This is a genomic window from Serratia sp. NPDC078593, assembly GCF_050268245.1.
In the GTDB taxonomy this organism is placed as follows: domain Bacteria; phylum Pseudomonadota; class Gammaproteobacteria; order Enterobacterales; family Enterobacteriaceae; genus JBNNGK01.
In genome coordinates this window covers 1-20,353 of sequence record NZ_JBNNGK010000001.1, presented here as the reverse complement: position 1 = coordinate 20,353, position 20,353 = coordinate 1, and the positions used below count along the sequence as shown (strand labels likewise).

19 protein-coding genes, 4 tRNA genes and 2 other RNA genes are annotated in these 20,353 nt (G+C 49.9%); 21 read left to right on the top strand and 4 right to left on the bottom strand.

Annotated elements, in window-relative coordinates; all coding sequences use genetic code 11:
- Positions 1-73 precede the first annotated feature (73 nt).
- On the top strand, positions 74-1,156 hold the full coding sequence (mltB, locus tag ACQKDS_RS00125) for a lytic murein transglycosylase B (RefSeq protein ID WP_399665074.1): 1,083 nt from the start codon (positions 74-76) through the stop codon (positions 1,154-1,156).
- A gap of 118 nt (positions 1,157-1,274) precedes the next feature.
- Here the strand turns inward: mltB and ACQKDS_RS00120 are convergent, their stop codons facing one another.
- Entirely contained in the window at positions 1,275-2,672 is a 1,398-nt protein-coding gene (locus ACQKDS_RS00120) for an MFS transporter (RefSeq protein ID WP_399665077.1), read from the bottom strand.
- A gap of 243 nt (positions 2,673-2,915) precedes the next feature.
- Here ACQKDS_RS00120 and pncC point away from each other — a divergent pair, with 243 nt between their 5' ends.
- The 15 genes from pncC (at position 2,916) to luxS (ending at position 13,067) form a co-directional block, all read left to right on the top strand.
- Positions 2,916-3,404, top strand: coding sequence for a nicotinamide-nucleotide amidase (gene pncC / locus ACQKDS_RS00115; RefSeq protein WP_399665191.1), 489 nt, complete (start codon positions 2,916-2,918; stop codon positions 3,402-3,404).
- Between the two features lie 112 nt (positions 3,405-3,516).
- A complete protein-coding gene (gene recA, locus ACQKDS_RS00110) occupies positions 3,517-4,578 on the top strand; it encodes a recombinase RecA (protein WP_399665080.1) in 1,062 nt (353 codons plus the stop codon).
- A gap of 61 nt (positions 4,579-4,639) precedes the next feature.
- Positions 4,640-5,173: a recombination regulator RecX gene (gene recX, locus ACQKDS_RS00105; RefSeq protein ID WP_399665083.1), complete on the top strand. Its 534-nt coding sequence runs from the start codon at positions 4,640-4,642 to the stop codon at positions 5,171-5,173.
- Positions 5,174-5,306: 133 nt separating this feature from the next.
- Positions 5,307-7,934: an alanine--tRNA ligase gene (gene alaS, locus ACQKDS_RS00100; protein WP_399665086.1), complete on the top strand. Its 2,628-nt coding sequence runs from the start codon at positions 5,307-5,309 to the stop codon at positions 7,932-7,934.
- A gap of 252 nt (positions 7,935-8,186) precedes the next feature.
- The gene (gene csrA, locus ACQKDS_RS00095) at positions 8,187-8,372 is read left to right on the top strand and encodes a carbon storage regulator CsrA (protein ID WP_013574027.1); all 186 of its coding nucleotides are present in this window, start codon (positions 8,187-8,189) and stop codon (positions 8,370-8,372) included.
- Between the two features lie 311 nt (positions 8,373-8,683).
- A tRNA-Ser gene (locus tag ACQKDS_RS00090) sits at positions 8,684-8,776 on the top strand.
- A gap of 3 nt (positions 8,777-8,779) precedes the next feature.
- Positions 8,780-8,856: transfer RNA gene (locus ACQKDS_RS00085), tRNA-Arg, on the top strand.
- 107 nt (positions 8,857-8,963) lie between these two features.
- Positions 8,964-9,040: transfer RNA gene (locus ACQKDS_RS00080), tRNA-Arg, on the top strand.
- A gap of 54 nt (positions 9,041-9,094) precedes the next feature.
- Positions 9,095-9,171, top strand: a tRNA-Arg gene (locus ACQKDS_RS00075).
- Positions 9,172-9,199: 28 nt separating this feature from the next.
- Positions 9,200-9,322, top strand: a non-coding RNA gene (locus tag ACQKDS_RS00070) — RtT sRNA.
- A 34-nt stretch (positions 9,323-9,356) separates the two neighbouring features.
- Positions 9,357-9,473, top strand: a non-coding RNA gene (locus ACQKDS_RS00065) — RtT sRNA.
- A gap of 275 nt (positions 9,474-9,748) precedes the next feature.
- Positions 9,749-10,315, top strand: coding sequence for a fructose-1-phosphate/6-phosphogluconate phosphatase (gene yqaB, locus ACQKDS_RS00060; protein WP_399665089.1), 567 nt, complete (start codon positions 9,749-9,751; stop codon positions 10,313-10,315).
- Positions 10,312-10,740, top strand: coding sequence for a YqaA family protein (locus ACQKDS_RS00055; RefSeq protein WP_399665092.1), 429 nt, complete (start codon positions 10,312-10,314; stop codon positions 10,738-10,740). The genes yqaB and ACQKDS_RS00055 overlap by 4 nt, the downstream gene beginning before the upstream one ends.
- Before the next feature lie 81 nt (positions 10,741-10,821).
- Entirely contained in the window at positions 10,822-12,384 is a 1,563-nt protein-coding gene (gshA, locus tag ACQKDS_RS00050) for a glutamate--cysteine ligase (protein WP_399665095.1), read from the top strand.
- 167 nt (positions 12,385-12,551) lie between these two features.
- The gene (luxS, locus tag ACQKDS_RS00045; protein ID WP_399665098.1) at positions 12,552-13,067 is read left to right on the top strand and encodes an S-ribosylhomocysteine lyase; all 516 of its coding nucleotides are present in this window, start codon (positions 12,552-12,554) and stop codon (positions 13,065-13,067) included.
- A 66-nt stretch (positions 13,068-13,133) separates the two neighbouring features.
- Here the strand turns inward: luxS and ACQKDS_RS00040 are convergent, their stop codons facing one another.
- The gene (locus ACQKDS_RS00040; protein WP_399665101.1) at positions 13,134-14,423 is read right to left on the bottom strand and encodes an HlyC/CorC family transporter; all 1,290 of its coding nucleotides are present in this window, start codon (positions 14,421-14,423) and stop codon (positions 13,134-13,136) included.
- A gap of 62 nt (positions 14,424-14,485) precedes the next feature.
- A complete protein-coding gene (locus ACQKDS_RS00035; protein ID WP_399665104.1) occupies positions 14,486-15,277 on the bottom strand; it encodes an inner membrane protein YpjD in 792 nt (263 codons plus the stop codon).
- Positions 15,278-15,444: 167 nt separating this feature from the next.
- Here ACQKDS_RS00035 and ffh point away from each other — a divergent pair, with 167 nt between their 5' ends.
- From ffh to rplS, 5 genes are all read left to right on the top strand, one after another.
- Positions 15,445-16,806 carry a signal recognition particle protein gene (ffh, locus tag ACQKDS_RS00030; RefSeq protein ID WP_399665107.1) on the top strand — a complete coding sequence of 454 codons (1,362 nt, stop codon included), beginning with the start codon at positions 15,445-15,447 and terminating at the stop codon, positions 16,804-16,806.
- Between the two features lie 213 nt (positions 16,807-17,019).
- Entirely contained in the window at positions 17,020-17,268 is a 249-nt protein-coding gene (gene rpsP, locus ACQKDS_RS00025) for a 30S ribosomal protein S16 (RefSeq protein WP_399665110.1), read from the top strand.
- 18 nt (positions 17,269-17,286) lie between these two features.
- A complete protein-coding gene (gene rimM / locus ACQKDS_RS00020; RefSeq protein ID WP_399665113.1) occupies positions 17,287-17,835 on the top strand; it encodes a ribosome maturation factor RimM in 549 nt (182 codons plus the stop codon).
- Between the two features lie 52 nt (positions 17,836-17,887).
- On the top strand, positions 17,888-18,655 hold the full coding sequence (trmD, locus tag ACQKDS_RS00015; RefSeq protein WP_399665116.1) for a tRNA (guanosine(37)-N1)-methyltransferase TrmD: 768 nt from the start codon (positions 17,888-17,890) through the stop codon (positions 18,653-18,655).
- Positions 18,656-18,704: 49 nt separating this feature from the next.
- The gene (rplS, locus tag ACQKDS_RS00010) at positions 18,705-19,061 is read left to right on the top strand and encodes a 50S ribosomal protein L19 (RefSeq protein ID WP_025301638.1); all 357 of its coding nucleotides are present in this window, start codon (positions 18,705-18,707) and stop codon (positions 19,059-19,061) included.
- 211 nt (positions 19,062-19,272) lie between these two features.
- Here the strand turns inward: rplS and ACQKDS_RS00005 are convergent, their stop codons facing one another.
- Positions 19,273-19,458, bottom strand: a complete 186-nt coding sequence (locus ACQKDS_RS00005) for a hypothetical protein (protein WP_399665119.1) — start codon at positions 19,456-19,458, stop codon at positions 19,273-19,275.
- Positions 19,459-20,353: the final 895 nt, after the last annotated feature.

Sequence of the window (20,353 nt, the reverse complement as noted above, 5' to 3'; positions counted from 1 at the left end):
TTCCTGTTTTTTCCCATTAGACTATGATTTACCATACGTTAACTTCTTTTAGCCATAGCTGTATGGATACCTGATGCGACATCTTGCAACTCTTATTCCTCTTGCACTTTTGCTCTCTGCCTGTAGCAGCGAACCCGACACGACGACGCCTGCGCAAGGCCAAGCGGTTCAAGGTGGCTTTTTGCTGGATGCCGGGCATGCCAACCCACTGATTCTGGATGGGGATTACGCGAACAATGCCAATGCGCAACGTTTCGTCGATAAAATGGTGAATGAACATGGTTTTGACCGTCAGCAGTTGCATTCGGTGTTGGCACAAACCAAACGGCTGGATTGGGTTATCCGATTAATGGATCGTCAGGCGCCTAGCCCAACTGGCAAGCCGCCTTCAGGTCCTAATGGGGCCTGGTTGCGTTATCGCAACAAATTTATTACGCCAGATAATCTGCCGAATGGCGTGGCTTTCTGGAACCAATATGCGGATACCTTAGAGCGTGCGCATCAGACTTACGGCGTTCCGCCAGAAATTATTGTCGGTATTATCGGTGTTGAAACACGCTGGGGTCGCGTAATGGGGAAAACGCGTATTATTGATGCATTAGCGACCCTATCGTTTGACTACCCGCGGCGTTCCGCCTATTTCACCGGCGAGTTGGAAACGTTCCTGCTCATGTCGCGTAAAGAAGGCCGCGATCCGCTGGATTTACGTGGCTCTTATGCGGGGGCGATGGGCTATGGTCAGTTTATGCCTTCGTCATTCAAAGAGTATGCGGTGGATTTTAACGGCGATGGTCATATCAATCTGTGGGATCCAGAAGATGCCATTGGCAGCGTGGCTAATTATTTTCGTGCTCACGGTTGGCAGAGCGGTGCCCCGGTGGCTATCCGGGCTAACGGACAGGCACCGCTTATGGCGCACGGTTTCAAAACGCGTTATACCGTTGGTGCGTTGCAGGCGGCTGGCCTGACACCTCAGGGCGCATTGGGTCACGATCAGAAAGTGAGCCTGTTGCGTTTAGATGCAGGCAAAGAATATCAGTACTGGTTTGGTTTACCGAATTTTTACACCATCACCCGTTACAATCACAGCACCTATTATGCCATGGCAGTGTGGCAACTGGGCGAAGCGGTTGGCAGAGCACGTCGCGGCGGTTGATTCAGCAGAAAAGGGCCGTTAGGCCCTTTGAAGTTGATGGAAAGGTCGTTTGATGGCCTGAGCTGGCATAGCGAAAGGCGCCCAGTGGCTTGCCGCGCACGAGGCGGTTAAGGCCTTTTTACAGCATGGTGAAGGCTTTCTTCAAGCCGGTATCTTCGTCAGGATCGGCACCTTGTGGCGGTGATGCTTCGGCCTCTGCTGGCGCCGTTGCGTCATCGGCATTGACGGACTCGATGTATTCAGGCGCGGCCTCTGGCGGCGGCATGGTTTCCTGAATCGTTTGCTCATCAAAGGTCGGGTTCAATGCCGGTGATAGCGGAGAACTGACCAAGCTATCTGGCATTGGGATATGCGGTAAGGGCGCATCCTCGACAAACTGAGACTCGTCTTGTTTTACCGTCCGACTGAAACCAACGATCAATACGCCACATAGGGCAAAAAAGACGTACAGGATATTCCCGCCGAGCGGCTGAATAAGCATGCCTACCGCCAAAGGGCCGATGCTGGCGCCGACGCCAAACGCCATCAGCAAGCAGGCCGCCAATGAAACGCGCCGTTCTGGTTCGATTAAATCATTCGCCAACGCGACAGCCAGCGGATAAAGCGTGAACTGCAACATACTGACGACAAATCCCACCGCCAGTAATAGCTCAAAATTGATATGTGGCAATAATGCCAATGGCAATGCGGCCACCGTCAACAGAATGGCATTAATACGCATGAGTAGCGTACGGTTATAGCGATCCGATAGCCAACTGAGGGGGAATTGCGCTACCAGCCCTGCGAAAATAGCCAGCGCCATAAACAGGCCGGTTTGCTGAGTGCTCAGCGCCTGTTGACTGGCATACACTGGCGCGAGACCGTAGAACGAACCGACGACCATACCGATCACCAAGGTGGTTGCCAGCACTTTGGGGATCGCGCTGATAAAATAGCGCAGTTCGAGGGGCGCAGGTGACATGTGGCGCGCATTGGTGCGTGTTGTCAGTGCAATCGGCACCAGACACAAGGCAAAGCACAGTGCAATGAGCAGTAACGTCGTGATGCCTAACCCGCTTTGTAGCATCAACACGACCTGGCCTAACGACATGCCAAGATAGGTTGCTGCCATATAAATACCGAATACCATGCCACGTTGATTGGATTCTGACTGGTCGTTCAGCCAGCTTTCTAATACCATGAACTGGCACATCATGCATAAGCCAATAATCAGCCGCAGAACCACCCAAACAGGAATATACTCTGTCAGTCCGTGGCCCAAAACCGCTGCGGTAATGATGCCAGCACAAGAAACATAGGCGCGAATGTGGCCGACGCGAGCAATGAGAAAATGGCCAACCTTGCCGCCAATCACCAGACCAATGTAGTTAGCGGCGATAATGGCACCGATCATCCCGCCGGTGACATTTATTGAGGTTAAGCGCAACGAAATATAGGTCGTCAGCAGACCCGATCCCAGCAGCATGAGCAACGTGGTGGTATAGAGCGGGAAGAATACGCCTAACGTCTTTTTCACACGATCATCCTAATGGTTAGTTATGGATTGATGTTGGCCGGTAACCGGCATCCTTGTAGAAATTTCCTTATGATACAAAACAGCGCGGTAACGCGAGCGCTACATTTAATACTAACAGTTTGCGCGCATGCTTAAAACCGCACCCGTTTGCGTGATAACGCGCAATGTGAGCCATTGCCGGCCATCACATCTTGATAACGGCGACGCTCGGGCGCATATATTCTGAGCCACCAAGGAGTCATGATGAGCGAAAATACATTGCATAAACTGAGTACGAAAATTGGTGAGAAATTGAAAACCGGTGGACTGTGGATCACCTGTGCGGAATCCTGTACTGGTGGCGGTATCGCGAAGGCCATTACCGATATCGCGGGCAGTTCTGCCTATTTCGATCGTGGTTTTGTTACCTACAGCAATAGTGCGAAGCATCAATTACTGGGGGTTGCAGAATCGACCTTGCAGGCGCAGGGGGCGGTCAGTGAAGAGGTAGTGCGTGAAATGGCGCAAGGCGCGCTGCATGCCGCTAATGCTGACGTTGCCGTTTCGGTCAGTGGTATTGCCGGGCCGGATGGCGGCAGTAATGAAAAACCAGTAGGAACGGTGTGGTTTGGCTTTGCAGAACGGACTGGGCGCGTATTGGCATGCAAAGCGTACTTTGCAGGCGATCGCGATGCGGTGAGACAACAGGCGACGATTTTCGCCCTGCAAACTGTTCTTGATGAATTTTTGTAAAATTAGGCTTGATACTGTATGACCATACAGTATAATTAGTGACATTTCCTGCACAACATACATTCAGTGGCAGTGTGGGGTAACACCGACATTGCGTAACGAAGGAGCAAAAATGGCTATTGATGAGAACAAGCAAAAGGCGTTAGCTGCAGCACTGGGCCAAATTGAGAAACAATTCGGCAAAGGCTCCATCATGCGTCTGGGTGAAGACCGTTCCATGGACGTGGAAACGATCTCTACCGGCTCCCTGTCACTTGATATCGCACTGGGCGCTGGCGGTTTGCCAATGGGGCGTATTGTTGAGATTTACGGGCCTGAATCTTCCGGTAAAACCACCCTGACGTTACAAGTTATCGCGGCTGCGCAACGTGAAGGCAAAACCTGTGCGTTTATTGACGCCGAACACGCCTTGGATCCTATCTATGCTAAAAAATTGGGCGTAGATATTGATAATTTGCTGTGTTCGCAACCGGATACCGGCGAGCAGGCGTTGGAAATCTGTGATGCACTGACCCGTTCTGGCGCAGTTGACGTGATCATCGTCGACTCCGTTGCGGCGTTGACGCCAAAAGCAGAAATTGAAGGTGAAATTGGTGACTCCCATATGGGCCTGGCGGCACGTATGATGAGCCAGGCGATGCGCAAGCTGGCGGGTAACCTGAAAAATGCCAATACCTTGCTGATTTTCATTAACCAGATTCGTATGAAAATTGGTGTGATGTTCGGTAATCCAGAAACCACGACCGGTGGTAATGCGTTGAAATTCTACGCTTCTGTCCGCCTGGATATCCGCCGTATCGGTGCGATTAAAGAAGGCGATGAAGTTGTCGGCAGTGAAACGCGTGTAAAAGTGGTTAAAAACAAGATCGCTGCACCATTCAAACAAGCAGAGTTCCAGATATTATACGGTGAAGGTATCAATAGCCGTGGTGAGCTGGTGGATCTGGGCGTGAAGCACAAGATGATCGAAAAAGCGGGTGCTTGGTATAGCTACAACGGTGAGAAGATCGGACAGGGTAAGGCAAATGCCTGTAACTTCCTGAAAGAAAATCCAGCTATTGCCGCTGAACTGGATAAAAAACTGCGTGACTTGTTGTTGCGTAACAGCAATGAACCAGTAACCGCGACAGATGAAGGCTTTGACGACGAAGCTGAAACGAGTGAAGAGTTTTAACAGTGACTGAAGACGATACACGCGGAGCCGGGTGTATCGTTCTTACCAAGGTTGTAAGTCTATGAGTGATGCCGTTCCTCAATCCTCAGGGAACACGTTCAATGCGCAGTTAAGCCGTGCGATGCGGCTACTGTCCCAGCGCGATCATAGTGAAGCAGAACTGCGCCGCAAACTTGCGGCGCAGCCGTTTTTTGCCCAGCCCCGATTTGCTGGCAAAGGTTCCACGCCCTCTCATGACGAACCGATAGACCCTGCCATTGTCGAACAAATCATTGCTTATTGTTATCAGCATAATTGGCTGGACGATCGGCGCTTTGCCAACAGTTATATTGGCAGCCGCAGCCGAAAGGGTTATGGTGCGCAACGTATTCGTTCAGAATTGATGCAAAAGGGTGTGGAAAAAGAGCTGATACAGACGGCATTGGCTGAATGTGAGATCGATTGGTGCGAGCAGGCTAAAGAGGTTGCTCAGCGCAAGTTTGGTGAATCATTGCCGAAAGAATGGAAAGATAAAGCTAAAGTGCAGCGTTATCTGCTTTATCGAGGCTTCTTTCAGGAAGAAATTCAGTCAATTTACCGTGATTTTGCGCAATGAACGCACACGGGGTTTTACTTCCCTCTGAAGAAAATTTATCTTATCCCCACTTTTTGTTCGTGAGCAGGTTACCACCATCAGGATGATGCGTTCCTTGCTCACGTATCGTTATTCTAGCCTTTCCGGGAAAAATATGAGCAAGAGCACCGCTGAGATCCGTCAAGCGTTTCTCGATTTCTTTCATAGTAAAGGTCATCAGGTTGTAGCAAGCAGCTCCCTGGTGCCTAACAATGATCCGACATTGTTGTTTACCAATGCCGGCATGAACCAATTCAAAGATGTTTTCCTGGGACTGGACAAACGTGCCTACTCCCGAGCAACAACTTCGCAGCGTTGCGTGCGTGCGGGTGGTAAGCATAATGATCTGGAAAACGTCGGATATACCGCCCGTCACCATACTTTCTTTGAAATGTTGGGCAACTTTAGCTTCGGCGATTACTTCAAAAACGATGCGATCGCTTATGCGTGGGAACTGCTGACCGGTGAAAACTGGTTTAATCTGCCCAAAGAGAAGTTGTGGGTGACCGTCTACGAGACGGATGATGAAGCATTCGACATCTGGCAAAAAGAAATTGGTATTCCAGCCGAGCGTATTATTCGTATTGGCGATAACAAGGGCGCGCCATTTGCGTCTGATAACTTCTGGCAAATGGGTGACACAGGCCCTTGTGGCCCTTGCACCGAAATTTTCTACGATCACGGCGATCACATCTGGGGTGGCCCTCCAGGCAGCGCTGAAGAAGATGGTGACCGTTACATCGAGATCTGGAATATCGTCTTTATGCAGTTCAACCGTCAATCCGACGGTACGATGCAGCCATTGCCTAAACCGTCTGTGGATACCGGCATGGGCCTGGAGCGTATTGCGGCGGTGTTGCAACACGTTAACTCCAACTATGAAATCGACCTGTTCCGCACGCTGATTGAAGCAGTAGCGAAAGTAACCGGTGCGACCGATCTTGGTAATAAATCACTGCGTGTTATCGCCGACCATATTCGTTCTTGTGCCTTCCTGATTTCTGATGGTGTGACCCCGTCGAATGAAAACCGTGGTTACGTGCTGCGCCGTATCATTCGACGTGCAGTGCGTCACGGAAACATGTTGGGAGCGAAAGACACCTTCTTCTACAAGCTGGTTGCACCGTTAATCGCCGTGATGGGCCCGGCAGCCGATGAGCTGAAAAGCCAGCAGTCGATGGTCGAACAAGTGCTGAAAACTGAAGAAGAGCAGTTTGCCCGTACGCTGGAGCGTGGCTTGGCACTGCTGGATGATGAATTAGCTCAGTTGCAGGGCGATACGCTTGACGGTGAGACGGCTTTCCGCCTGTACGACACGTACGGCTTCCCGGTTGATCTGACGGCTGACGTTTGCCGTGAACGCGGTCTAAAAGTCGATGAGGCTGGTTTCGAAGCCGCGATGGAAACGCAGCGCCGTCGGGCGCGTGAATCCAGCGGTTTTGGTGCTGATTACAATAGCTTGATCCGTGTCGATGGCACTAGCGAGTTCTGCGGTTATGACCACGATGAACAGCAGGCTAAAGTGACGGCATTGTTCCGTGATGGCCAGCCCGTCGATGAAATCCGCGCGGGTGAAGATGGCGTGGTGGTTCTGGATGAAACGCCGTTCTACGCTGAATCAGGTGGTCAGGTTGGCGATAAAGGTGTGCTGAAAACCGCTGGTGCCGAGTTCGTGGTGAGCGATACGCAAAAGTATGGTCAGGCTATCGGCCATCAGGGCAAGCTGTCTCAGGGCGCGTTAAAAATCGGTGATAGCGTTGATGCGCTGATTGATAGCATCCGTCGTAACCGTATTCGTTTAAACCACTCGGCAACTCACCTGCTGCATGCCGCGTTGCGTCAGGTGTTGGGCGAACACGTTGGGCAGAAAGGCTCACTGGTTAACGATAAATATCTGCGTTTCGACTTCTCGCATTTCGAAGCGATGAAACCAGAGCAAATCCGTGCGGTAGAAGATTTGGTCAACCAACAGGTTCGTCGCAACTTGCCGGTTCACACAGACGTTATGGCGCTGGATGCTGCGAAGGAAAAGGGCGCGATGGCATTGTTCGGCGAGAAATACGACGATAACGTGCGTGTGCTGACGATGGGTGACTTCTCAACCGAGCTGTGTGGTGGCACACACGCCAGCCGCACGGGTGATATTGGTTTATTCCATATTCAGAGCGAGTCAGGCACCGCAGCAGGTATCCGCCGTATTGAAGCGGTAACCGGCGAGAATGCGATTATTGCGCTGCATCAGCAAAGCGATTTGCTACAGGATGTTGCTCACCTGGTTAAAGGTGACAGCAATAATCTGACGGAGAAGGTGCGTGCGATGCTGGAACGCACTCGCGCGCTGGAAAAAGAGCTGCAACAGCTTAAAGACCAGCAGGCGGCGTTAGAAAGTGCCTCACTATCGAGCAAAGCCAAACAAGTGAACGGTGTGAAACTGCTGGTAAGCCAGTTAGATAATGTTGAGCCGAAGATGTTACGTACCATGGTTGACGATCTTAAAAATCAACTGGGTTCCGCCATCATTGTTTTGGCTACCGCTGCAGATGATAAAGTTAGCCTGATTGCGGGTGTAACCAAAGATCTGACCGACCGGGTAAAAGCCGGGGAGTTGATTGGCCATGTCGCGCAGCAGGTGGGCGGGAAGGGCGGTGGTCGTCCAGATATGGCGCAGGCAGGGGGAAGCGATGTCAACGCCCTACCTGTAGCATTAGGCAGCGTGGAAGCCTGGGTGGCTTCTAAACTGTGAATATAAATAAATAGCATATCTTAACGCCATAACTCTTTGTTGATTATGGCGTTTTTTCTCAATGCTAAGACTATGTAGTAATAATTGCGGGAACAAAGTTTCTCTGATCGGCTAGACTTACCATTATCTGGGGTGATACTAAGTCTACTTACATTTATTGTGGGTTCTATGACTTACCTTTTCACCACATATGATGGATAATGTCGGAGAAACTGAGAGACCCGACTCTTTTAATCTTTCAAGGAGCAAAGAATGTTAATTCTGACTCGTCGAGTTGGTGAAACCCTCATGATTGGCGATGAGGTGACGGTTACAGTGCTAGGGGTAAAAGGCAACCAAGTTCGTATTGGTGTGAATGCTCCGAAAGAGGTGTCTGTACACCGTGAAGAAATCTATCAACGCATTCAAGCAGAGAAGTCTCAACAGACCTCTTACTGATTTCGAAAGCAGCGTCTTGCCGTGTAGCGAGACGCTGCTGCCTTTATTATCGAATTATCCCGCCTTTCTTCCCGCTCAATCACACATTTTTTCTTTGTCAGCATCTTTTTTGTTTCCGGACTTCCTGCGTTCTCTTGTTGATAAAACACTCTTTTTGCCGTGAATTCACCCATGTTGCGCGTGATTTGTGCAAACGCACATGAGTTGGGAAAAATTGTTTGACTTATAAGTCGGGGAAAGTAATATGTGCGCCACGCAGTGCCGATGAGCTTCTCTAAAGCGAGTTAGGCACAATTCGAAAGAAGCGTGTTGGTGAGGTGGCCGAGAGGCTGAAGGCGCTCCCCTGCTAAGGGAGTATGCGGTTAATAGCTGCATCCGGGGTTCGAATCCCCGCCTCACCGCCATTTGCATCCGTAGCTCAGCTGGATAGAGTACTCGGCTACGAACCGAGCGGTCGGAGGTTCGAATCCTCCCGGATGCACCATATTAAGGCATGTGTTTGAACGTCGTCATTCAAACCTGTGTTAACGCAACGAAGCGGTATGGTAGGGTGTGTAACAAAATACCATACGGTATCAAAAAGAATTCTGTGCATCCGTAGCTCAGCTGGATAGAGTACTCGGCTACGAACCGAGCGGTCGGAGGTTCGAATCCTCCCGGATGCACCATTATTCAAGTGAAGTTTCACGGATAGAAACAAATTCGCTGTAAAAAATTAGATTGCATCCGTAGCTCAGCTGGATAGAGTACTCGGCTACGAACCGAGCGGTCGGAGGTTCGAATCCTCCCGGATGCACCATCTAAGAAAAACCCGCTTCGGCGGGTTTTTCGCTTTTCCGACCGCGAGCAGAGCGGTGGGAGGTTCGAGCCGAGCGCAGCGAGACAACGTTGCTTTAGCAACGGCCCGAAGGGCAAAGCGTTTACGCTGAGTCATCCTCCCGGATGCACCATCTAAGAAAAACCCGCTTCGGCGGGTTTTTCACTTTTCCGACCGCCAGCAGAGCGGTGGGAGGTTCGAGCCGAGCGCAGCGAGACAACGTTGCTTTAGCAACGGCCCGAAGGGTAAAGCGTTTACGCTGAGTCATCCTCCCGGATGCACCATCGAAGAAAAGCCCGTTATTAGGGAAAGCGTGGCGATGGGGTCGTAGTGGCGTAAGCCACCGGAGTGCCCCTCGCTACGCTAGGCCCGGGTATCTCGGGCCATCAGGCGATTTCGTCATCAAGCTCAACCCGCTTCGGCGGTTTTTTTGCTTTTCTGACCGCGCCAGAATTACTGACCTATCCTTTCCAGAGCATTTTCTGTCATCACGCAATCAGCGACAATTTCCCGGCTTTGCGATAAAGTGGTTTTCTTTCTCTATCCGCATGGAGTAACGATGTACGATCGCTACCAGGGGCTAATATTCGACATGGACGGCACGCTTCTCGATACTGAGCCAACGCATCGTAAAGCGTGGCTTGAAGTCTTGAACCGCTATGGTATGGCGTTCGATGAAGCAGCGGTAGTTGCCCTGAATGGTTCGCCAACCTGGCACATTGCCGCAGCGATTATCAATGCACACCAAGCCGATCTCAATCCCCATCATCTCGCTGCAGAAAAGACTCGTGTGGTGGAAGCGATGCTGCTCGATACCGTGCAGCCATTGCCGCTGGTCGATGTTGTGAAGTCCTATCACGGCCGTCGTCCGATGGCGGTAGGGACGGGCAGTGAGCATAAGATGGCAGAGGCATTACTTCGCCATTTGGGATTGTTTCATTGCTTTGACGCAATTGTTGGTGCCGATGATGTTCAGCGACACAAGCCAGAGCCGGACACTTTTTTACGCTGCGCAGAATTGATAGGTGTACAGCCTGAACAGTGCGTCGTATTTGAAGATGCAGACTTCGGTATCCAGGCGGCGCTTCGTGCCAATATGGCCGTGGTGGACGTCCGTACACGGTGAGTAGTACGCTAGCGTTATTCTCGTTATTTGGCAGCAGCTTTCTTAGTGCGACGCTGTTGCCAGGAAATTCAGAAATCGTTTTGGTTGCTTTGCTAAGCAGTAGCTCTATCTCACCCGAGTTATTAGTGCTCGCGGCGACGTTGGGCAATACGCTTGGCGGATTGACTAATGTAATTATCGGGCGCCTATTACCGGCAATGAAACCCCAACGCGGCCTGACAATGGCCCAAGGGTGGTTACAACGCTATGGCCCTGCTGCGCTCTTGCTCAGCTGGTTGCCGGTAGTAGGCGATTTATTATGCGTGTTAGCAGGCTGGCTGCGCATGCCTTGGGGCCCTGTTGCGCTATTCTTGTGTATTGGAAAAGCGCTGCGTTACGTCATATTGACTATGCTAACGCTACAGGGAATTGCCTGGTGGCATTAACGAAGTGAATAACAGTGATTATTCTTTCGAGTGGGTTTCAGTCTGCTTACAAGCTAGGGTTTTTAGAAGCGGGAGGTCAATTTGATCCCGGACGTATCACAGGCGCTTTCTTGGTTGGAAGCCCATCCTCAGGCGTTAAAAGGTATTCGTCGTGGCATTGAGCGTGAAACATTGCGCGTGACTGCGGATGGTCAACTGGCCACAACCGGGCATCCGGAATCGTTGGGGGCGGCCTTAACCCATCATTGGATCACAACGGATTTTGCCGAAGCACTGTTAGAGTTTATTACGCCTGTTGATGGTGACATCGATCACCTGCTAGCATTTTTACGTGATATTCACCGCCATGTGGCCCGTAATATTGGCGAAGAGCGGATGTGGCCGCTGAGCATGCCGTGTTTCATCGGCGCGGAACAGGACATCGAACTGGCGCAGTTTGGCTCATCAAACATTGGGCGCATGAAAACGTTATACCGTGAAGGGTTGAAAAATCGTTACGGCGCGTTGATGCAGACTATCTCGGGCGTCCATTATAACTTCTCGTTGCCGATGGAGTTTTGGCAGGCGTGGGCGGGGGTAGAAGACGCTGAAAGCGGTAAAGAGCAAATTTCGGCGGGCTATTTCCGTTTGATCCGTAACTATTATCGTTTTGGCTGGGTGATTCCGTTTCTGTTTGGCGCATCGCCAGCGATCTGCTCTTCGTTCTTGAACGGGCGAGAAACGACGCTACCGTTCGAAAGCAATGGGCGTGGGATGCTGTATCTGCCGTATGCCACTTCTCTGCGGCTAAGTGATTTGGGCTATACCAATAAATCGCAAAGTAATCTTGGTATTACTTTTAACGATCTGCACAGCTATGTGAATGGCCTAAAGCAAGCCATTGCGACACCGTCGGAAGAGTTTGCCAAACTCGGGGTAAAAGACGGCGATCGTTATGTGCAGTTGAATACCAATGTGTTGCAGATTGAAAACGAGCTGTATGCGCCGATTCGGCCAAAGCGCGTTACACACAGTGGTGAAACACCGTCGGATGCCTTGCTGCGCGGGGGGATTGAGTATATCGAAGTGCGCTCGCTGGATATCAATCCTTTCTCACCCATTGGTGTCGACGAGGTTCAAGCGCGCTTCCTTGATTTGTTCCTGGTGTGGTGTGTGTTAGCTGACGCGCCTGAAATGAGCAGCGATGAGCTGCTGTGCACGCGTAAAAACTGGAATCGAGTCATTCTGGAAGGGCGTAAACCGGGGCAGACCATTGGTATCGGTTGTAATGATACCCGTAAACCGTTGGAACAAGTGGGTAAGGCATTGTTTGCCGATCTGCGTCGGGTGGCCGAAGTGCTGGATAACGAGGCGGGCAATCAGGCTTATCAGCAAGTGTGCGATCGGTTGGTTGCGGCCTTTGACGATCCCGACCTGACGTTTTCTGCGCGTATTTTGAAAGCGATGCTGGAAGATGGCACAGGCGCTGTGGGGCTGGCATTGGCGGAACAATATCGCCAGACACTGATGGAAGAGCCGCTGGAAATTCTAACGGAAGAGGCATTGGCCAAAGAGGCGAAAGCGTCTTGGCAGCGCCAGCGCGACATGGAAGCCAGTGATACGCTAAGCTTTGAACAGTTCCTGAAAGCGAATGGCGGGGGCTGAAAAAGAAAAAGGCCACATCAATGTGGCCAAATATGCATCTCTGATGACAGGGATGATGATAACAAATACGCGTCTTTCACATACTCTGACTCGCTGGCTGGGAAAAGGTTTCCTGAGATCGCTAAAAAAGTCCGAAATAAATTTTCTTTATACGAGGAGATGACGAAATGCCACTGCTGGATAGCTTTACCGTTGATCACACCCGCATGGCAGCGCCGGCTGTTCGCGTTGCGAAAACCATGAAAACCCCGCAGGGTGATACCATCACCGTCTTCGACCTGCGCTTTTGCATTCCGAATCAGGAAGTGATGCCAGAGCGTGGTATCCATACGTTGGAGCATCTATTCGCGGGCTTTATGCGCGATCATCTCAATGGTCATGGCGTTGAGATTATCGATATCTCGCCGATGGGGTGCCGCACCGGTTTTTACATGAGCCTGATCGGTGTACCAGAAGAGCAACGCGTTGCGGATGCCTGGAAAGCGGCGATGGCCGACGTACTGAAAGTGACCGATCAGCGTAAGATCCCGGAGTTAAATGAATTCCAGTGCGGGACTTACCATATGCACTCACTGGAAGAAGCGCAGGATATTGCAAAACATATTCTGGATCGTGGTGTGGTTGTGAATCACAACGAAGAACTGGCTTTGCCGAAAGAGAAACTGCAAGAGTTACATATCTAGTTACCGAGAAAACGGCAAGAAAAAAGACGCGATGCGCGTCTTTTTTCATTTTCACATGCCGTGAGCTTAGTGATTCTGTACGCTGTTTTGCAACGGATTGATCGGCGTCACCCGCACCTGTTTGATCATGTTATCTTGCACATCTAATATGTCGAAATCATAATTACCGACCCGAACGCGAGTGCCGTTCTCTGGGATTTCCTCCAGCTCTTCAAGCAACATACCGTTAATCGTACGGGCCTCAATGGCCGGCAGGTTCCAGTTGAATGCTTTGTTTAACTCACGCACGTTTGCCGTACCGTCAATCAACACGGAACCGTCGCTCTGTGGATTGACCTCTTCAGCCAGCGTGGGCGACATGGATGTGGTGAAATCACCGACGATCTCTTCAAGAATATCCTCAACCGTCATCAGGCCTTGAATATCGCCGTATTCATCGACCACGATACCTACCTTCTCTTTATTCCGCTGGAATTTAACCAACTGCACGTTAAGCGGTGTCCCTTCAGGTACGTAGTAGATTTTATCTGCTGCACGCAGCAAATTCTCTTTGTTGAATTCTTTCTTTTCGGTCATCAGGCGATAGGCTTCGCGCACTCGCAACATACCGATAGCATCGTCCAGCGAATCGCGGTATAGCACGATGCGGCCATGCGGGGAATGAGTTAACTGGCGCATGATGGATTTCCAGTCATCATTGATATCAATACCCATGATCTCATTACGCGGTACCATGATGTCTTCCACTGTGACCTTTTCCAGATCCAGTACGGAAATCAACATGTCCTGATAACGCGGCGAAATTTGCGAGTGCGATTCGTTAACAATGGTGCGTAACTCTTCTTTACTGACCGCATCACTCATTCGTTGATTGGTATGGATACCGAATAGCCGAAGCGTGGTGCTGGTGATGCCGTTAAGTAGCCAAACCAGCGGAAACATCACTTTCTGCAACGGCGCTAACAGGAAACTGCTTGGAAAGGCGATGCGTTCCGGATACAACGCAGCAAAAGTCTTTGGTAACACCTCAGCAAACAACAGCACGGCTAAGGTTAAAACCCCGGTGGAAATCGCGACGCCGAGATCGCCATACAAGCGCATGCCAACGATGGTCGCCAGTGCAGAAGCCAAAATATTGACCAGGTTGTTGCCAATCAGCACCAGACCAATCAGGCGATCGGGTTTTTGTAGTAGTTTTTCTACCCGGCGAGCAGCGCGGTTACCCTGCTTGGATAAGTGGCGAAGACGATAGCGGTTGAGCGTCATCATGCCTGTTTCGGAGGCCGAAAAATAAGCTGAAACCACAAGCATGATCACCAAAATGATGAGTAGGGTGGTTGTCGAAACTTGCTCCAACGCGATATTCCTTATGTGTGGAGAAAAATAACCTCACTAATATGAGGCACAATAAAAACCGTTTAACGTACTAAGATTTCTTGGATCAGGCGGCTACCGAAGTAAGCTAACGTGAGGAGAAATGCGCCAGCCAAGCTGAACCAGACCACTCGGCGGCCACGCCATCCTTCATGATAGTGGCCCCATAACAGAACGATATAAACAAACCATGCCATAATTGATAGCACGGCTTTATGCACGTTTTCTTTACTGAACAGATTATCCATGTACAGCAGGCCAGTGCATAGCGTGAGCGTCAACAACACCACGCCAATTTGGGTGATGTGAAACATTTTGCGTTCGATGCTCATCAGCGGGGGCATATCTGCACTGAAAGTGAGCTTTTTATTTTTCAGCAGATAATCCAGCCAAGCTAATTGTAACGCATACAAGGCGGCAATAATTAGCGTGGCGTAGGAAAACAGTGCCAGGCCGATGTGCACCAACAGTTCGGTACTGGCTTCGAGATGGGTAATGAACTCGCCAGGGAGCAAACTGACGAACGCCAGATTAATCATCGCAAAGCTATAGACGATGGGCAGTAAGAACCAACCGCGATCGCGTGAAGCGACGATGGTCATCACGGTACAAATAATCAGACTGACGATTGAGCCGATGTTAATCAGGCTGAGATTTTGCCCATCGTTGACGGCAAAGATACGTTGTTGCAACGCGATAGCATGGCAAACCAATGCGATAACGGCAGAGAGTAAGGCAAGCCGACGGTAGGCGCTATTCTTCCGCAACAAACTGGGAATGATCAGTCCAAGGCTGAGCAGGTAGGCTATCAAAGCCACAATGGAAAATACTGGCATAGCGTTTAATTTAGCATCGGCGTGGTTAATCGGATTGCCAGTATAGCGTTGTGCGCGCTACGCTCCAACCGATCTCCAACGCTGAGGCAGAGATCGTGTTTGCTTCGTGTTATAATCGCCGCAATTGTGTCGCCATGGCGGCCTGTCTTTACGTTGAGCCTGAGACGATGTTTGAAAATTTAACCGATCGATTGTCGCGCACGTTGCGCAATATCAGCGGCCGTGGGCGGCTGACCGAAGAGAATATCAAAGAAACCCTGCGTGAAGTGCGTATGGCATTGCTGGAAGCGGATGTTGCGTTGCCGGTAGTGCGTGACTTTATCAACCGCGTGAAAGAGAGCGCGGTCGGACATGAAGTGAACAAAAGCCTGACGCCGGGGCAGGAATTCGTCAAAATCGTTAAGAACGAATTGATTGCCGCGATGGGCGAGGAGAACACCGAGCTGAATCTGGCGGCTCAGCCACCGGCCGTGGTGCTGATGGCGGGTTTGCAAGGTGCGGGTAAAACCACCAGCGTCGGTAAACTTGGCAAATTCCTGAAAGAAAAACAGAAGAAAAAAGTGCTGGTGGTTTCTGCTGACGTCTATCGCCCTGCGGCGATTAAACAGTTGGAAACGCTGGCTGAAGGCGTTGGCGTCGACTTTTTCCCATCAGACGCCCAAGATAAGCCTCTCGACATTGTTAACCGTGCGCTGCAACAGGCAAAGCTTAAGTTTTATGATGTCCTGATTGTCGATACCGCCGGTCGTCTGCACGTTGACGAAGCGATGATGGACGAGATCAAACAGGTACATGCGGCAATCAAACCGGTGGAAACGCTGTTTGTGGTTGACGCCATGACCGGCCAAGATGCGGCTAACACGGCAAAAGCGTTTAACGAAGCGTTGCCGCTGACCGGTGTGGTGCTGACCAAAGTTGATGGTGACGCGCGCGGCGGTGCGGCGTTATCTATTCGCCATATTACCGGTAAACCGATTAAATTCCTCGGCGTGGGTGAGAAGACCGACGCGCTCGAGCCGTTCCATCCGGATCGCGTTGCATCGCGCATTCTTGGTATGGGTGACATGCTGTCACTGATCGAAGATATTGAAAGCAAAGTTGATCGTGAGCAGGCGGAGAAGCTGGCCTCAAAGCTGAAGAAAGGCGATGGTTTTGATTTAACCGACTTTCTCGATCAGCTTAAACAAATGCGTAACATGGGTGGCATGGCCAGCATGTTGAGCAAGCTGCCTGGTGCGGGTCAACTCCCCGACAATGTCAAATCACAGATGGATGACAAAGTTTTGGTGCGGATGGAAGCGATCATCAATTCGATGACGATGAAAGAACGCGCCAAACCAGAAATCATCAAAGGCTCGCGTAAGCGCCGTATTGCGATGGGGTCTGGCATGCAGGTACAGGACGTCAACCGCCTGTTGAAGCAGTTTGACGACATGCAACGCATGATGAAAAAGATGAAGAAAGGCGGTATGGCGAAGATGATGCGCGGCATGAAAGGTATGATGCCGCCGGGTTTCCCAGGCCGTTAAGTCCGTAGCGCCTCATGTCGAGGCGTATTCACCGATTTGCCGCATGCGGCAAAAACGGCTCGAAAGTGACATGGTCGCAAAACGAATTACCAGCAATCTACGCTTTAGATTGCTTTTTGCGCCAAAATGAGTAAAATTTTCGGGCTTTTTATATTGCAACCGGGCCCCGTCCCTCAATGGGGCCCGGCTGTTTTATTAACTAAAGAGGATGTTATGGTAACAATTCGTTTGGCACGTGGCGGCGCTAAAAAGCGTCCGTTCTATCAAGTAGTAGTGACCGATAGCCGTAATGCGCGTGATGGTCGTTTCATCGAGCGCGTAGGCTTCTTCAACCCGATCGCTTCTGGTCAGGCTGAAGCACTGCGTCTGGACCTGGACCGCATCGAACATTGGATCGGTCAAGGTGCAACCGTTTCTGATCGCGTTCATGCGCTGATCAAAGACGCTAAGAAAGCAGCTTAATCTGTCGCGGTGGTGGCAATGAGCAAGCAACTCAAACCGGTAGTACCGATAGCGCCGATTGTTCTCGGTAAAATGGGGTCTACTTACGGCATTCGTGGTTGGCTCAGAGTGTTTTCATCCACCGAAAACGCTGAAAGCATTTTTGACTATCAGCCGTGGTTAATCCAAAAGGCGGGTCAGTGGCAGGTTGTCGAGCTGGAAAGCTGGAAACGCCACAATAAGGATCTGATCATCAAGATCAAAGATGTTGACGATCGGGATGCTGCGAATCTATTGACTAATTGCGAAATTATCGTGGATTCCGAGCAGTTGCCTCCGCTGGAGGGGGAAGATTATTACTGGAAAGACCTGATGGGCTGCCAGGTAATCACCACTTCCGGCTACGAACTGGGTAAAGTCGTCGATATGATGGAAACCGGTTCAAACGACGTGATGGTCGTGCGGGCAAACCTGAAAGATGCCTTCGGCATGAAGGAGCGGTTGGTCCCGTTTCTTCATGGGCAGGTTATCAAGAAAGTCGATCTCGCTGCCAAGGTAATCGAGGCAGAGTGGGATCCTGGTTTTTGATCTCCGAATCAAACGGTCGAAGCAAGTGGAATAACATTATGGGGATTGGCTTGTGTTCATTGGTATTGTAAGCCTGTTTCCAGAAATGTTTCGCGCAATCACCGATTACGGGGTGACTGGCCGGGCAGTAAAAAATGGCCTGCTGAGCGTGCAGTGTTGGAGTCCTCGCGACTTCACCTACGACCGGCATCGTACCGTGGACGATCGCCCTTATGGCGGCGGCCCGGGAATGCTGATGATGGTGCAACCCTTAAGGGAAGCCATTACAGCTGCGAAAGCAGCGGCAGGCGAGGGAGCAAAGGTGATTTATCTGTCACCTCAGGGGCGCAAGCTGGATCAAACCGGCGTTTGCGAACTGGCGACTAATCAGAAGATGATTTTGGTTTGTGGCCGTTATGAAGGGATCGATGAGCGCGTGATCCAAACCGAAATTGATGAAGAATGGTCAATCGGCGATTACGTACTCAGCGGCGGGGAACTGCCGGCAATGACTCTGATTGATTCAGTGGCCCGTTTTATACCGGGTGTGCTGGGGCATCAGGCCTCTGCGGAAGAAGATTCTTTCGCCGATGGGTTGCTGGATTGCCCGCACTATACCCGGCCTGAGGTGTTAGAAGGGATGGAAGTGCCGCCGGTTTTACTGTCGGGCAACCATGCCGAGATACGTCGCTGGCGCTTAAAGCAGTCGCTGGGCCGTACCTGGCTTAGAAGACCTGAACTTCTAGAAAGCCTAGCTCTGACTGACGAGCAAGCGGTGTTGCTGGCTGAGTTCCAACGTGAACATCGTGCAAAGCAACAGGACTATGAAGGGAACGTCTGATTCGCAGACGAGACCGATATATCAGTTTACCTAGGGTAAGAGACATATTATGAGCAACATTATTAAGCAACTTGAACAAGAGCAGATGAAGCAAGACGTACCTGCATTCCGTCCGGGTGATTCCGTGGAAGTGAAGGTATGGGTCGTTGAAGGTAGCAAAAAACGTCTGCAGGCATTCGAGGGCGTGGTTATCGCTATCCGTAACCGCGGTCTGCACTCTGCATTCACTGTTCGTAAGATTTCCAACGGCGAAGGTGTTGAGCGTGTATTCCAGACTCACTCACCAGTAATCGACAGCATTGCTGTTAAACGTCGTGGTGCCGTTCGTAAAGCCAAACTGTACTACCTGCGTGAGCGTACTGGTAAGGCTGCTCGTATTAAAGAGCGCCTGAACCGCGTGGGCTAACGCTGCATCCAAAAGTTAATACTGATAAGGGCTTACCGTGATGGTAGGCCCTTTTTTTATGCGCGAGCTGTGTTATCCGCTTAATTTGTTTGCTGGCGTTTAGATCGTTAACATACATTATCTGCAGATTCTGATAACGACAGATGTCGATATGTTCGCAATAGGTTTTAATCACGCTCTTCAACAGTTTTTTATCGTTGGCTTCGGTCAGTTACTTAAAAGCATCGAGATTAGATTTTTCCATCATGTGTAAAGTTGCCGAGTTATCCATATCAACGCTTTGTATTTCTTGCTGGATTTTAGCCTTGATATAATCGTTCACGGCCTGTTTTTCAGCTTCACTGCCCTTAAACGTGGTGGGATCGACAAAACCTTTCTGGGCTGCGATTGATACCATCGGTATGAGCAAGCATCAACAATGAATGCCTGTTTAAATTTCGTGAAAACCTCTTTTATGTGTGTAGTTCATTAGGTGATTTAATATGAAGGGGAGGTCCTGAGTCGCCTTATAACGATGTTTTCTATATCTACAATACGGGTAGGCTATTTTTGGTTAAAAGAAAACCAATGATAAAAATGGGTAAATTTAAATTTTTCCAATGATAATTTACTAATTAAAGCAATATCATTGTTTATTTGTTACTTTTTAAGGTGTGATTTTTAATTATGTAAATTATATTTTATGTGATAAGTTCTGGGCAGTTAAAACGGAGCGCAATTATAAGTATGCTGTCGTAAATTATCTCGTTGCCTGAACTATTTTTTCGATTAGTTTTATAACCTGAGCCAGAGAATTATAAAGTTAAATCGCAGGTGTCACTTCGGTTTATAGGGTAATAAACTATGTTAAGGTGTTAGTTTTCCCCGTTATGGTCTGATTATAACGGGGCCTACCTGCCGGCTTTTGTCGGAATTTATGAGGGGATCTGTATCATACAATTTGATGTCACATTACAGGAATGGCACATGACTTATAATACTCTCATATTCGCTGATAATATTATCTTTGTTGGTGATGGTTTCGATAGTCCTATATAAAGGATGAGTGTTTATACATAATATTTAGCAGATTGTCATGGAGCTTTAATATAATCTATACAGATTAATAGTATGGTTAATTTATTATTGCTGGTTTACAAGGCAGCAAGTTAGTAAACTATGAAGAATAATATTTTCTAACATAAGCAGTAATATAGTGAGCCTGTCCATAATTCTGTGTAACTGCCAACGTATTAAAGATGACCGTCTAAGCGGTCACCGAACTCGATAATAAAACGACTCATTGCCAACCG